Source organism: Pseudomonas sp. LAIL14HWK12:I1 (assembly GCF_003202095.1).
GTDB classification, from domain to species: Bacteria; Pseudomonadota; Gammaproteobacteria; order Pseudomonadales; family Pseudomonadaceae; genus Aquipseudomonas; species Aquipseudomonas monteilii.
In genome coordinates, this window is record NZ_QJKG01000002.1 from 382,401 (window position 1) to 395,493 (window position 13,093).

The window sequence follows — 13,093 nt, forward strand, 5'->3', positions numbered from 1 at the left end:
ATTGTTTTGCTGGGGAAGCCGAATGGAATTCGTGCTCTATCTGCTGTTGGGCGCCTGTGCCGGTGTGCTGGCCGGGCTGTTTGGCGTGGGCGGCGGCATCATCATCGTGCCGGTGCTGGTGTTCAGCTTCACCTTGCAGGGCTTCGATGCCTCGGTGCTGACCCACCTGGCCGTCGGCACGTCGCTGGCCACCATCGTCTTTACCTCGATCAACGCCGTGCTCGAACACCAGCGCAAAGGGGCCGTGCAATGGCCGATCTTCGCCTGGATGACCCTCGGCATCCTCATTGGCGCCGGCATCGGTGCCAAGACGGCCTCGCTGATCCAGGGCCCGCTGCTGCAGAAGATCATCGGCGTGTTCGCCCTGGTCATCGCCGCGCAGATGGCCCTGGACCTCAAGCCCAGGGCCAGCCGTGGCATCCCCGGCAAACCCGCGTTGATCGGCGCGGGCGGGGTGATTGGCTGGGCCTCGGCCATTTTCGGCATTGGCGGCGGTTCGCTGACCGTGCCGTTCCTGACCTGGCGCAGCCTGCCCATGCAGCAGGCAGTGGCCACGTCCTCGGCCTGTGGCCTGCCGATTGCCGTGGCCAGTGCCCTGAGTTTCATGCTGCTGGGCTGGCACGAAGAGCACCTGCCACCCCATAGCCTGGGCTACGTGTACCTGCCGGCGCTGGTCGGCATTGCCGTGACCAGCATGTTTTTCGCCCGCTTCGGCGCGCGCCTGGCGCACAAGCTGTCGCCCCGTTTGTTGAAACGCCTGTTCGCAGCACTGCTGTTCTGTGTCGGCCTCAGCTTTTTGATTTGAATCGAGAGGAAGTTCCATGCTGCCTTACCCGCAGATAGACCCCGTGGCCGTGGCCCTCGGGCCGCTGAAAATCCACTGGTACGGCCTGATGTACCTGATCGGCATCGGCGGCGCCTGGCTGTTGGCCTCGCGTCGGCTGAACCGCTTCGACCCTACCTGGTCGCGGGAGAAACTGTCCGACCTGGTGTTCTGGCTTTCGATGGGGGTGATCGTCGGTGGGCGGTTGGGCTATGTGCTGTTCTATGACTTGCACCAGTACCTGGCCAACCCGACGCTGATCTTCGAGGTGTGGAAGGGCGGCATGTCGTTCCACGGCGGCTTCATTGGCGTGATGCTGGCGGCCTTGTGGTTCGGCAAGCGCAACAACAAGTCGTTCTTCGAACTGATGGATTTCGTCGCCCCACTGGTGCCGATCGGCCTGGGCGCCGGGCGTATCGGCAACTTCATCAACGCCGAACTGTGGGGCAAGGCGACCGACGTGCCGTGGGCGATGGTTTTCCCGCCGTTCAGCGACCCGGCCCAGTTGCCCCGTCATCCGTCGCAGCTGTACCAGTTTGCCCTGGAAGGTGTGGCATTATTCGTGATTCTCTGGTTGTACTCTCGCAAGCCGCGCCCGACCATGGCCGTTTCCGGCATGTTCGCGCTGTTCTACGGCATTTTCCGCTTTATCGTGGAGTTTGTCCGAGTGCCTGATGCCCAGCTTGGCTACATTGCCTTCGGCTGGTTGACCATGGGTCAGTTGCTTTGCGTGCCGATGATTGTCGGCGGCATCTTCTTGATCTGGCTGGCCTACAACCGCAAACCTACGGCAAAACCAGCCGTATGATTTTCACGGCAGGGGTGATCCCCCTGCCGTTCTTGTTACAGGAAAGTCATGAAACAGTATCTAGATCTGGTCCGTGAAGTCATCGAGAACGGTACGTTGCAAGGCAATCGCACCGGCATCCGTACCATCAGCCTGCCGGGCGCCATGCTGCGCTTCGACCTGCAGAAGGGCTTCCCGGCCATCACCACGCGCAAGCTGGCGTTCAAGTCGGCGATCGGCGAAATGGTCGGCTTTCTGCGTGGCGTGAAGAACGCCGGTGAATTCCGTGAGCTGGGCTGCAAGGTCTGGGACCAGAACGCCAACGAGAACGCCCAGTGGCTGGCGAACCCGTTCCGCCAGGGCCATGACGACCTGGGCGAAATCTACGGCGTGCAATGGCGCCAGTGGCCGGGCTACAAGCGCATCCCGCTGAGCAACCCGGCGGCCATCGAAATGGCCGAAAAGGCAGGCTTCCGTCGCATCGCTCAGGACGAAGAGGGCGGCGTCGCGTTCGTCATCCTGTACAAGGCCATCGACCAGGTGCGCCAGTGCCTGGACACCATCGCCAACGACCCGGGCAGCCGCCGTATTCTGTTCCACGGCTGGAACTGCGCGCAGCTGGACGAAATGGCCCTGCCGCCGTGCCACCTGCTGTACCAGTTCCACCCGAATGTAGAGACCAAGGAAATCTCCCTGACCCTTTACATCCGCTCCAACGACCTGGGCCTGGGCACGCCGTTCAACCTCACCGAAGGCGCGGCGTTGCTGTCGCTGTTCGGCCGCCTGACCGGGTATACCCCGCGTTGGTTCACCTACTTCATTGGCGATGCCCATGTGTATGAAAACCACCTGGACATGCTGAATGAGCAGCTCAAGCGCGAGCCGCTGGAGGCGCCGAAGCTGGTGATCAGTGATCGCGTGCCGGCGTTTGCCGAGACCGGCAAGTATGAGCCGGAGTGGCTGGAGAAGATTGAGCCGAGTGACTTCTGGCTGGAAGGGTATGAGCACCATGCGCCGATGACGGCGCCGATGGCGGTCTGACAGATCTCCATTACCTGAACTGGCCTATTCGCGGGCGTGCCCGCGAATGCTTTCGGCTTAATGCCCGTGACTTCGCCCCACATGCGAATGCTCGGTTTCCGGCACCGATACTGCCCCGTTCGTCTCCAGTTGCTGCAAGATCGCGCATTCCGCCCCTTGCGCATTGCAGCGCCGCCGCAGCTCCACCAGCTGTTCCTGCAACGCCACCAATCCATCGATCCGTGCCTGCACATGCTCGATATGCTCGTCGATCAGCGCATTGACGCTGCCGCACGAATCATCGGGGCTGTCGCGCAGGCGTAGCAGGCTGCGGATTTCATCCAGGGTCATGTCCAGGGTGCGGCAGTTGCGGATGAAGGTGAGCCGCTCGACGTGGGCCTGGGTGTACAGCCGGTAGTTGCCGTCGCTGCGCGCCGGCTCCGGCAGCAGCTGTTCACGCTCGTAGTAGCGTATGGTTTCCACGGCGCAGTCGGTGGCTTTGGCCAGCTCTCCGATCTTCATCACGAAATCTCCAGCAAATGGCTTGACCCTATAGTGGCTACAGGGTGTTCCATTGGCAACAGGCTCAATTTAAGGATAACCCCATGAACCAGCCTGTCAGCCACGAACACAAACACGATCACCACGCCCACAGCTGCTGTGGCAGCGCTGCTGCGCCAGCCTTGGTCCAGCTGAGCGAAAAGGCCAGCAGCCACGCCCAGTTCAGCCGTTTCCGCATCGAGGCCATGGACTGCCCTACCGAGCAGACCCTGATCCAGGACAAGCTGGGCAAGCTGGCCGGGATCGAGCAGCTGGAATTCAACCTGATCAACCGTGTGCTTGGCGTGCGCCACACCCTGGGTGGCACTGCTGAAATCGAGCAGGCCATCGACAGCTTGGGCATGAAAGCCGAGCCGCTTGGCGCCGAAGACGATGGCACCGCCAGTGCACCACAAGTGGCCAAGACCCGCTGGTGGCCGCTAGCGCTGTCCGGTATTGCCGCGATTGCCGCCGAAATCGTGCACTTTGCCGCGCTGGCCCCTGAGTGGGTGGTGGCGGCGCTGGCGTTGGCAGCGATCCTCGGCTGTGGCCTGGGTACCTACAAGAAGGGCTGGATTGCCCTGAAGAACCGCAACCTCAACATCAACGCGCTGATGAGCATTGCCGTGACTGGCGCGGTGCTGATCGGCCAGTGGCCGGAAGCGGCCATGGTGATGGTGTTGTTCACCGTCGCCGAGCTGATCGAAGCCCGCTCGCTGGACCGTGCGCGCAATGCCATTGGCGGCCTGATGCAGCTCACCCCGGACATGGCCACCGTGCGACAGGCCGATGGCCAGTGGCGGGAAGTGGAGGTGCGGGAAGTGGCCATCGGTGCCCTGGTGCGGGTACGCCCCGGCGAACGCATTGGCCTGGACGGTGAGGTGATCAGCGGCCAATCCAGCGTCGATCAGGCGCCGATCACCGGCGAAAGCCTGCCTGTAGAGAAGGCAGTGGGCGACAAGCTGTTCGCCGGCACCATCAACCAGGCAGGGGCGCTGGAGTTTCGTGTTACCGCTGTTGCCGGGCAATCGACCCTGGCGCGGATCATCAAGGCCGTCGAGGAAGCGCAAGGCGCGCGGGCGCCGACCCAACGCTTCGTCGACCGCTTCTCGCGCATCTACACCCCGGTGGTGTTTGCCATCGCCTTGGCCGTGGCGGTGATTCCGCCGCTGTTCATGGCCGGTGCGTGGTTCGACTGGATCTACCGCGCCCTGGTGCTGCTGGTGGTCGCGTGCCCGTGCGCCCTGGTGATCTCGACCCCGGTGACCATCGTCAGCGGCCTGGCCGCTGCGGCGCGCAAAGGCATCCTGATCAAGGGCGGTGTTTACCTGGAGGGCGGTCGCCACCTGGACTTCCTGGCCTTGGACAAGACCGGCACCATTACCCACGGCAAACCGGTGCAAACCGACGCCAAGGTGCTGGAGCCGCTGTTCGAAGGCCGCGCACAAGCCCTGGCAGCCAGCCTGGGTGAGCGTTCAGACCACCCGGTCTCCCGCGCAATTGCCCAGTTCGGCAAGGAGCAAGACCTGGCCTTGAGCGAGGTGGATGACTTCGCTGCCCTGGCCGGTCGCGGCGTGCGTGGCACCATTGCCGGTGAGATCTACCACTTGGGCAACCACCGCCTGGTCGAGGAACTGGGGCTGTGCTCGCCTGCGCTGGAAGCCCAGCTGGATGCGCTGGAGCGCCAGGGCAAGACAGTGGTTTTACTGCTCGACCGCTCTGGCCCGCTGGCGCTGTTCGCGGTGGCCGATACGGTCAAGGACAGCAGCCGCCAGGCCATCGCGGAACTGCATGAGCTGGGTATCAAGACTGTAATGCTGACCGGCGACAATCCGCATACCGCGCAGGCCATCGCCGCCGTGGTGGGTATCGACCGTGCTGAGGGCAACCTGCTGCCGGGCGACAAGCTGAAAACCATCGAAGCCCTGTACGCCCAAGGCCATCGGGTGGGCATGGTGGGTGACGGTATCAACGACGCCCCGGCCCTGGCCCGTGCCGAAATCGGCTTTGCCATGGCGGCGGCTGGCACCGACACCGCCATCGAGACTGCCGATGTAGCGCTGATGGACGATGACTTGCGCAAAATCCCGGCCTTCGTCAGGCTGTCGCGCCAAAGTGCGGCGATCCTCATGCAGAACATCGTTCTGGCGTTGGGCATCAAGGCAGTATTCCTGGCGATCACCTTTGCCGGCATGGCCACCATGTGGATGGCGGTGTTCGCCGACATGGGCGTGAGCCTGCTGGTGGTGTTCAACGGCTTGCGCCTGCTGCGCAAATAGAGGACGTGCATGCTGAGTTCGGAGCTGAAAGCCTTCTACATGGTGGCCCGCTTGGGCAGCATCACTTTGGCGGCGAAAAAGCTCGGGCTCAGCCAGCCCACGGTGACCACGCAGATCCGCAACCTGGAAAGCCAGTACGCGGTCGAGCTGTTCTACCGTGGCGGGCGGCGCCTGGTGTTGAGTGAAGAGGGCGTGCGCCTGCTGCCGATGGTCAAGGCGCTGCTGCAGCAAGAGGCCGATATCGAGTTCGAGCTGCGCAACAGTGGCCAGGCCCAGGGCAGCCTGCGTATTGCCGCCACGGCGCCTTACTACATTCTCGACTTGGTGAAGATCTATCGCGAGCGCTTGCCGCAGGTGGAAGTGGCGGTGGAAATTGGCAACTCGCAGCAGGTGCTGGAAATGCTTGAAGACTACCGGGTGGACATCGCCGCTTCGTCACAGCTGGTGGAAGATGCCCGGCTGGTGCGGCGGGTGCTGGGGACTGATCCGCTGGTGGTGGCGGTGCATCGCAACCACCCGTTGGCCCAGCGGCAGGCGGTGTCGATCGACGTTGTGGCCGGGCACTGCCTGTTGATGCGCGAGAAGGGCTCGACCACGCGCAAGCTGACCGAGCAGATGCTGCAGGAGGCCGGGGTGAAGGCCGGGGCTTTGCTGGAAATCGGCAGCCGCGAGTCGATCCGCGAAGCGGTGCTGCGCAATATCGGTATCAGCGTGATTGCCCGGCATGAGGTGCCGCATAACCCTGAATTGCGGGTGCTGGCGCTGGAAGATGCGCCGGTGATGCATGAGTATTTGTATTGCCTGAAGGAGCGGCGCCAGGCGCGGTTGCCGGCTGCCTTCCTTGGGGTGGCGCAGGAAGTGGCGGGCTCACACTTCTAGATTTGTTTGGGCAATACAAAATCTGCCAATACCACTATCACTTGCTTTTGCCTTAAAGCCACAGAACCTTCGCACAGCCTGCCTAGCATGGCCCCCATCTCTTCGATGAGGCCCTGCCATGAACCACGCCACCCCCGGCGCACAGATGAAAGTGCGCAACATTCACAAGCGCTTCGGTGCCTTTACGGCGCTCAACGATGTCTCGCTGGACATCGCCGCCGGCGAGCTGGTGTGCCTGCTCGGCCCGTCCGGCTGTGGCAAGACCACGCTGCTGCGCTGCATTGCCGGCCTGGAGCGCCAGGACCGTGGCACGTTGTACATCGGTGAACGCGATATCTCCGAGCTGCCGCCCCAGGCCCGTGACTACGGCATCCTGTTCCAGTCCTACGCGCTGTTCCCCAACCTCACCGTCGAGGCCAACATTGCCTACGGCCTGGCCGGCAGTGGCCGCGAGCAGGCCCGCCAGCGGGTGGCTGAAATGCTTGAACTGGTAGGCCTTTCTGGCAGCGAGAAGAAATACCCCGGCCAGCTCTCCGGTGGCCAGCAGCAACGTGTGGCCCTGGCCCGTGCGCTGGCGCCGTCACCCTCCCTGTTGCTGCTCGATGAGCCCATGTCGGCGCTGGACGCACGGGTGCGCGAGCACCTGTGCACCGAACTGCGCCAGCTGCAACGCCAGCTGGGCATTACCACCTTGATGGTCACTCACAATCAAGACGAGGCCATGCTGATGGCGGACCGTATTGCGGTGATGAACAACGGCCAGGTTGAGCAGTACGCCACCCCACAGGAAATCTACGACCAGCCGGCCACACCGTTCGTCGCCGAGTTCGTTGGCCAGGGCAACTGGCTGCCTTTCCAGCGCAACGGTGACAGCCATGCCCAGGTCGGCGCCATGAGCATGCGTCTGGCGCCGGGCTCGGCCCAGGCCAGCAGCGGCCGGTTGTTCTGCCGCCCGGAGGCAATCACGGTCAACCCGGTGGTGCACGAGGAAAACCTGTTCCCGGCCATGGTCCGCGAGATTACGTTCCTGGGTAACCGCTGCCGCATGAGCTTCGAACTCAAAGCCCTGCCTGGCCATGCCCTGCTGGCTGAACTGGCCCCCGAAGCCATGCCGCGCCTGGGCTCGCAGGACATTTGGGTGGCCCTGCCGCCGCAGAGCCTGCAGGTGTTTGCCTGAGATGGCCGCGCCAATGTCCCTGCCGCTGACCCAGGCCAACCCATGCCACGAGCTGGCATCGCCCTGGGTGACCGGTTGTTCGTCGTCGGCGGCAAGAGCCTGCTGCTGATCCTTCTGGTGCTGGCCGTGCTGATGCCACTGCTGGCGATCTTCTGGCGTGGCTTCAGCGCTGACGCGGGCCAGGGTGGCGGCCTGCTGGCAGCCCGCGAACTGTTCGCCAGCGACAATTTCCATTGGTTGCTGGGCAACAGCCTGTCGGTGGCTTTCACCGTGGCGGCCATCGTGGTGCCGCTGGCGTACCTGTTCGCCTATGCGCTGCAACGCACGCGGATCCCGGCCAAGGGCGTATGGCGGGGGATTTCCCTGCTGCCGCTGCTGGCGCCGTCGATGCTGCCGGCCATCGCGCTGGTCTACCTGTTCGGTAACCAGGGGCTGCTGCGCGGGTTGCTCAGCGACAACATCTACGGTTTCTGGGGCATCGTGCTGGGCGAGGCGATCTACACCTTCCCGCATGCGCTGATGATCCTGCTGTCGGCGCTGTCGTTGGCCGATGCCCGGCTGTTCGATGCGGCCTCCAGCATGGGCGCCGGCCCGTGCCGGGCATTTACCAGCATCACCTGGCCAGCCACGCGGCAAGCGGTATTCGCGGCGTTCTGCCTTGTGTTCACCCTGACCATCACCGACTTCGGTGTACCGGTCGTGGTCGGTGGTGACTATCAGGTACTGGCACTGGAGGCCTACAAGGCGGTGGTGGGCCAGCAACAGTTCGGCCGTGGCGCGTTGATCGGCATGGTCCTGCTGCTGCCGGCGCTGTTCAGCTTCACGGTCGATGCCTGGCTGCGTCGGCGCCAGGGCGAAGCCATGAGCGGCCGTGCCCAGGTGTTCGAGCCCAAGCCATCGCGCAGCCGAGATGCCTGCTTCCTGGCCATCGTGTTGCTGGTGTGCGCGGCGTTGCTGCTGGTGATCGGCATGGCGGTGTATTCCTCGCTGGTCACCTTCTGGCCGTACAACCTGTCGTTGTCGCTGCGCCATTACATGTTCGAAGACACCGCCGGTGGCGGCTGGCTGGCTTATCGCAACAGCGTGACCATGGCCTTTGGCACCGCGCTGATCGGCAGCATCGTGATCTTCACCGGTGCCTACCTGATGGAGAAAAGCCAGGGCCAGCGCCTGCTTAACCAGATGCTGCGCCTGCTCAGTTTCATTCCCATGGCCGTGCCAGGCCTGGTACTGGGCCTGGGCTACGTCTTCTTCTTCAACCTGAACGGCAACCCGCTGCATGTGTTGTATGGCGGCATGGGGCTGCTGGTGGTGTGCACCATTGCTCACTACCTGACCACCGCGCAGATGACCGCAACCACGGCACTGCGCCAGCTCGACGGCGAGTTCGAGGCCGCCGCGCTGTCGCTGAAGGCACCGTTGTACAAGCACTTCCTGCGGGTGACTGTGCCGATCTGCCTGCCGGCATTGCTGGACATCATCCGCTACCTGTTCGTCTCGGCCATGACCACCGTGTCGGCGGCGATCTTCCTGTACAGCCCCGACACCATTCTGGCCGCCGTTGCCGTGCTGAACATGGACGACGCCGGCAACGTGGGCGGTGCTGCTGCCATGTCCACCCTGATTCTGCTGACCAGTGCCGGCGCTTCACTGCTGCTGGCCGCAGCCTCACGCGGCCTGCTGCGCCGCTCCCAAGCCTGGCGCCAACGCGCCGCGACCGTCTGACCTGTAAGGAACCTACCCATGTACAAGCACCTTGCACTTGCCGCTGCCGTTTCTGCCGTGTTCAGCCTGCAGGCCTTGGCCGCCGGTACCCAGCTGACGGTCTACACCGCCCTGGAAGCCGAACAGCTGAAGAGCTACAAGCAGGCCTTCGAAAAGGCCAACCCGGACATCGAGATCAAGTGGGTACGCGACTCCACCGGCATCATCACCGCCAAGCTGCTGGCCGAGAAGGACCGCCCGCAAGCTGACGCCGTGTGGGGCCTGGCGGCGTCCAGCCTGGCCATTCTCGACCAGAACGGCATGCTGGAAGCCTACGCGCCGAAAGACCTGGGCAAGATCGCCGCCAACTACCGCGATGCCGCAAACCCACCGGCCTGGGTGGGCATGGACGTGTGGGCCGCGACCATCTGCTTCAACACCATCGAGGCCGAGAAGCAGGGCCTGAGCAAACCGGTGAGCTGGCAAGACCTGACCAAGCCGGAGTACAAGGGCAAGATCGTGATGCCTAACCCGGCCTCGTCTGGCACGGGTTTCCTTGATGTCAGCGCCTGGTTGCAGACCTTCGGTGAGCCGCAGGGCTGGGCCTACATGGATGCGCTGCACCAGAACATCGGGCAGTACGTTCACTCCGGCTCCAAGCCATGCAAGCTGGCGGCGGCGGGCGAGTTCCCGATCGGTATCTCGTTCGAATACCCGGCCGTGCAGCTCAAGCGCCAGGGTGCGCCGCTGGACATCGTGCTGCCGAAGGAAGGCCTGGGTTGGGAGATCGAGGCGACTGCGGTGATCAAGGGCTCGCCCAAGGCGGACGCGGCCAAGCGTCTGGCCGATTTTTCGGCAAGCCCCGCAGCCATGGAGTTGTACAAGGAGAACTTCGCCGTGCTGGCGGCGCCGGGCATTGCCAAGCCGCAGACCGAGTTGCCAGCGGACTATGAACAGCGCCTGATCAAGAACGACTTTGCCTGGGCCTCGCAGAACCGCGACCAGATTCTGGCTGAATGGCGCAAGCGCTATGACGGTAAGTCGGAGAAGGTGGCCCAGCAGTAACCTTTCGCTTTGCAGCTCTGGCCTCTTCGCGGGTTACCCGCGAAGAGGCCAGGCCTGTTTACTCAAAACTGAGAAACCAACGCCTCTAGCTGTTCCTGCCGCTCAGCCTGATTCAGCTTCGACCCTGGATTGAGCGTCGACCACTGCGGATGTGCCCGCGCCTTTACCAGCGCCTCTGGCAACTTGCCTTCACGCCAGGCCTTTTCATCCAGCTCACCCAGCCTGATGCTGTCCTGCGCCGCATGCCCGCGGTTGTCCAGCGCAACCATCAACTGCTGCTGACGCAAGGCCAGCAAGCGCAATACCGTGTCGTCCACGGTCAACTCGCGTTTGCCCTTTAGCTTGCTCATCAACCGCGAACCATAGTTGCGTGCCGTCTGCAGCGCACCACCGGCAATTGCACCTGCCAAGGCCGCTGCACCGAGGGTAAGGCCGCCAACCAGCAAATCAACCCCGGCACCGGCGGCCGCCCCGGCTGCCACACCGCTGCCCAGGCGTACGCCCAGCAGCTTCAGGGTTTCGGGGTTGAACAGGTCGTCACCCCACCGGCCATCCAGCAATGGCAGGTCGCTGGCATGGGCGTCTTCGCGGCGGAAGGCATACAGTTTGAGCAGTGCCTCGACGCAGCGCTGCTCCCGCTGACGTATGTCCCGGCGTAGCGCTTCGATGGCCCTGGCTTCGGCCGCCGGCTCAGCCTCGACACTGCGCCGGCAGGCGGCGCAGTCCAGCAGCAGCTCGGCGATCAGGCGCTTGCCGCTGTGCTGGCGCGCCAGGCGCTGTGCCTGCTGGTCGTCGATCAGCCGCTGCAGGGCAGGGCGAGCGTCTTCCAGCAACAGGGCCAGGCTCTCGTACAAACGCCGCTCGCCATCCTCGGGCGGGGCCACGCTGTCGAACCGCACCAACGCGTGAAGCCCAAGCCGCGCAAGGGCTTCACGCCATTGCGGCTCGCGGTGCTGGTGGCTGGCGACGAAGTTGAGCACCGGCAGCAACGGCTTGCCGCAGCTGGCCAGCACTTCCAGCTCGTCGCGGTATTTGGCCAACACCGGCTCACGCGCATCGATCACGTACAGGCCGGCATTGCTGGCCAGCAGCTGGCGCAGCACCTTGGCCTCCTGCTCGAAACGCTGGCGTGCTTCGCTGCCCTGAAGAAAGCGCTCCAGGCGGGCCGGGCCGTCCAGGCGCTCGCCCGGGCGCTCCAGGCGTTCGAGGTAGTCGAGCAAGGCGATGGCATCTTCCAGGCCCGGTGTGTCGTACAGCTCCAGCAAGGGTTCGCCGTCCACCGACAAGCGCGCACCTTCCACATGGCGGGTGGTGCTGGGGCGGTGGGAGACTTCGCCAAAGCCGACGTCACGGGTGAGGGTGCGCAGCAGCGAGGTCTTGCCGACGTTGGTGTGGCCGACCACGGCCAGTTTCAGCGGCTCAGTCATGGCCATGCTCCAGCCAGGTCAATGGCGAGGTGTCGGCATGCGCCAGGCCAAGGCGGTCGAGGGCTTCGTGCCAGTCACCCAGGCGCTGGGAATCGAGGGCCTGACCAGGCGCGGCCTGTAGTAGCCAGATTCGGGTCGCACCGGCATTGCGCGCCAGTTCGGCGAGCAGTGCCAGGCTGCCGCGGTCGGGTGAACGCCGTGGGTCGCAGGCGATGGCCAGGCGTGCGGGCGGGAAGCGGCCAAGTTGTTCAAGCAGGCGGTTGCGCGATTCGCGGCTATCGAGCACACCGGCATCGATCACGTTTTTGGGCAGGGCGGGCGGCCAAGGGCGCTGGTCGTCCAGTTCCAGGCCGATCAGCAGGGCACCGCTGCTGCCGCTTTCCAGCTGGCCGGCGGCAAACTGTGGCAAGGCCTCGGGGGCCGCGTCCTGCACGCCGATGCGCTCGCTGCGGGGCATCAGCGCATCTCGCAGGTGCGCGTAGCCGGGCAGGCTAAGGTCCAGCGTCAGGCGCTCGCGGCCCTGGCGCCAGCGCCACAGGCATAACGCGGCCAGCAGCAAGCGCGGCAGCAGGCCATACACCAGCACTACGCCGAGCAGCCAGCTGGCCCAGGCCTGGCGGGCCAGGTCCAGCGCGGGCAAGGTGTCGCCGCTGGCGCGGATCATGGCCTCGTCGGGTATGGCAAAGCCCAGCAGCGAGGGCAGGGCGCCCAGGGCCTGGGTCAGGTGGATGAACGGGTCGGCGGCAAGCAGCGTGGTTTCCCAGACGAAGCCATAGCGCCGGGTCGCCAGCAAGGCCAGCAGCATGCCCAGCGCGGTGAGCATCGCCAGCAGCCATAGGCCGTGTACCAGCAGGCCGAGCAACCAGCGGTTGAGCCGCTGGCGTTGCAGCAGCACTAGCAGCGCAGGTGCCAAGTGCGCGGCTTTGGCATCGCGGGCAAAGCGTTCGCTAAGCCATAGCCACAGGCGGCCCAGCCCCGCGCCGTGCTCGCCACTGATGGCAAGGCCGACGGCCCAGCCCAGCAGCATCAGCAGGTTCAGCCCGAGCAGGCTGCCCAAGGCCCAGAATACGTTGACCGGCCGTTGCCCATCGCCCAGGGCGGCCAGTGCCATGCCGGCGCCGCTGAGCACGGCCAGCAGCAACAAGGCCAGCAGCGCCAGGCGCGCCCCCTGCTTCCAGTGGTGCAAGGCGACAGTCATGCCGTCGCGTTCGGCCAGGCACAGCGCACGGGTTTCGATACGGGCCGCCAGGTCGCCGCCCAGTTGGCGGGCGCGGCGGTTGGCCTCCTGGTCTTCCAGAGGGCCGGCATGTTCTTCACGCAGGCGTACCGCTTCGGTGAGCCAGCGCTTGTCCAGTGAAGTGGGTGCAGTCACAAGGTCTTCCATTGCACAGG

Annotated in this window: 10 protein-coding genes and 1 pseudogene; 8 read left to right on the plus strand and 3 right to left on the minus strand. The window is 64.6% G+C overall.

Annotation, left to right across the window (positions count from 1 at the left end; genetic code table 11):
* Window positions 1-22: 22 nt before the first annotated feature.
* The 3 genes from D906_RS06735 to D906_RS06745 are packed head-to-tail and all read left to right on the plus strand — an operon-like array spanning window position 23 to window position 2,651.
* Entirely contained in the window at window positions 23-805 is a 783-nt protein-coding gene (locus tag D906_RS06735) for a sulfite exporter TauE/SafE family protein (RefSeq protein ID WP_019097933.1), read from the plus strand.
* Window positions 806-821: 16 nt separating this feature from the next.
* Window positions 822-1,631, plus strand: coding sequence for a prolipoprotein diacylglyceryl transferase (gene lgt, locus D906_RS06740; RefSeq protein ID WP_019097932.1), 810 nt, complete (start codon window positions 822-824; stop codon window positions 1,629-1,631).
* A gap of 48 nt (window positions 1,632-1,679) precedes the next feature.
* On the plus strand, window positions 1,680-2,651 hold the full coding sequence (locus D906_RS06745) for a thymidylate synthase (protein WP_016712551.1): 972 nt from the start codon (window positions 1,680-1,682) through the stop codon (window positions 2,649-2,651).
* A gap of 57 nt (window positions 2,652-2,708) precedes the next feature.
* On the opposite strand, the gene cadR is transcribed toward D906_RS06745, so the two are convergent.
* Complete coding sequence (gene cadR / locus D906_RS06750; RefSeq protein ID WP_015272183.1) at window positions 2,709-3,152, minus strand: cadmium resistance transcriptional regulator CadR; 444 nt, start codon at window positions 3,150-3,152, stop codon at window positions 2,709-2,711.
* An 83-nt stretch (window positions 3,153-3,235) separates the two neighbouring features.
* Between cadR and D906_RS06755 the strand changes: the two genes are divergently transcribed.
* The 5 genes and pseudogenes from D906_RS06755 to D906_RS06775 all read left to right on the plus strand — a co-directional run bounded on the left by D906_RS06755 (window position 3,236) and on the right by D906_RS06775 (window position 10,274).
* Window positions 3,236-5,449 (plus strand): heavy metal translocating P-type ATPase, encoded by a 2,214-nt coding sequence (locus D906_RS06755; protein WP_025752210.1) that lies wholly within the window; start codon window positions 3,236-3,238, stop codon window positions 5,447-5,449.
* 9 nt (window positions 5,450-5,458) lie between these two features.
* The gene (locus tag D906_RS06760) at window positions 5,459-6,328 is read left to right on the plus strand and encodes a LysR family transcriptional regulator (RefSeq protein ID WP_016712548.1); all 870 of its coding nucleotides are present in this window, start codon (window positions 5,459-5,461) and stop codon (window positions 6,326-6,328) included.
* 118 nt (window positions 6,329-6,446) lie between these two features.
* On the plus strand, window positions 6,447-7,505 hold the full coding sequence (locus tag D906_RS06765; RefSeq protein WP_016712547.1) for a putative 2-aminoethylphosphonate ABC transporter ATP-binding protein: 1,059 nt from the start codon (window positions 6,447-6,449) through the stop codon (window positions 7,503-7,505).
* A 1-nt stretch (window position 7,506) separates the two neighbouring features.
* Window positions 7,507-9,230: pseudogene (locus tag D906_RS06770) on the plus strand (putative 2-aminoethylphosphonate ABC transporter permease subunit).
* 18 nt (window positions 9,231-9,248) lie between these two features.
* Window positions 9,249-10,274 (plus strand): putative 2-aminoethylphosphonate ABC transporter substrate-binding protein, encoded by a 1,026-nt coding sequence (locus tag D906_RS06775; RefSeq protein WP_019097927.1) that lies wholly within the window; start codon window positions 9,249-9,251, stop codon window positions 10,272-10,274.
* Between the two features lie 62 nt (window positions 10,275-10,336).
* Here the strand turns inward: D906_RS06775 and D906_RS06780 are convergent, their stop codons facing one another.
* Together D906_RS06780 and D906_RS06785 are read right to left on the minus strand one after the other, a co-directional pair.
* A complete protein-coding gene (locus D906_RS06780; protein ID WP_019097926.1) occupies window positions 10,337-11,701 on the minus strand; it encodes a GTPase/DUF3482 domain-containing protein in 1,365 nt (454 codons plus the stop codon).
* Entirely contained in the window at window positions 11,694-13,085 is a 1,392-nt protein-coding gene (locus tag D906_RS06785) for a DUF2868 domain-containing protein (protein WP_033694512.1), read from the minus strand. The genes D906_RS06780 and D906_RS06785 overlap by 8 nt, the downstream gene beginning before the upstream one ends.
* Window positions 13,086-13,093: the final 8 nt, after the last annotated feature.

Excerpts from the sequence above, each read along its gene's own strand:
- D906_RS06735 (WP_019097933.1), top strand. The coding sequence starts at position 23 with ATGGAATTCGTGCTCTATCTGCTGTTGGGCGCCTGTGCCGGTGTGCTG.
- lgt (WP_019097932.1), top strand. The coding sequence starts at position 822 with ATGCTGCCTTACCCGCAGATAGACCCCGTGGCCGTGGCCCTCGGGCCG.
- D906_RS06745 (WP_016712551.1), top strand. The coding sequence starts at position 1,680 with ATGAAACAGTATCTAGATCTGGTCCGTGAAGTCATCGAGAACGGTACG.
- cadR (WP_015272183.1), bottom strand. The coding sequence starts at position 3,152 with ATGAAGATCGGAGAGCTGGCCAAAGCCACCGACTGCGCCGTGGAAACC.
- D906_RS06755 (WP_025752210.1), top strand. The coding sequence starts at position 3,236 with ATGAACCAGCCTGTCAGCCACGAACACAAACACGATCACCACGCCCAC.
- D906_RS06760 (WP_016712548.1), top strand. The coding sequence starts at position 5,459 with ATGCTGAGTTCGGAGCTGAAAGCCTTCTACATGGTGGCCCGCTTGGGC.
- D906_RS06765 (WP_016712547.1), top strand. The coding sequence starts at position 6,447 with ATGAACCACGCCACCCCCGGCGCACAGATGAAAGTGCGCAACATTCAC.
- D906_RS06775 (WP_019097927.1), top strand. The coding sequence starts at position 9,249 with ATGTACAAGCACCTTGCACTTGCCGCTGCCGTTTCTGCCGTGTTCAGC.
- D906_RS06780 (WP_019097926.1), bottom strand. The coding sequence starts at position 11,701 with ATGACTGAGCCGCTGAAACTGGCCGTGGTCGGCCACACCAACGTCGGC.
- D906_RS06785 (WP_033694512.1), bottom strand. The coding sequence starts at position 13,085 with ATGGAAGACCTTGTGACTGCACCCACTTCACTGGACAAGCGCTGGCTC.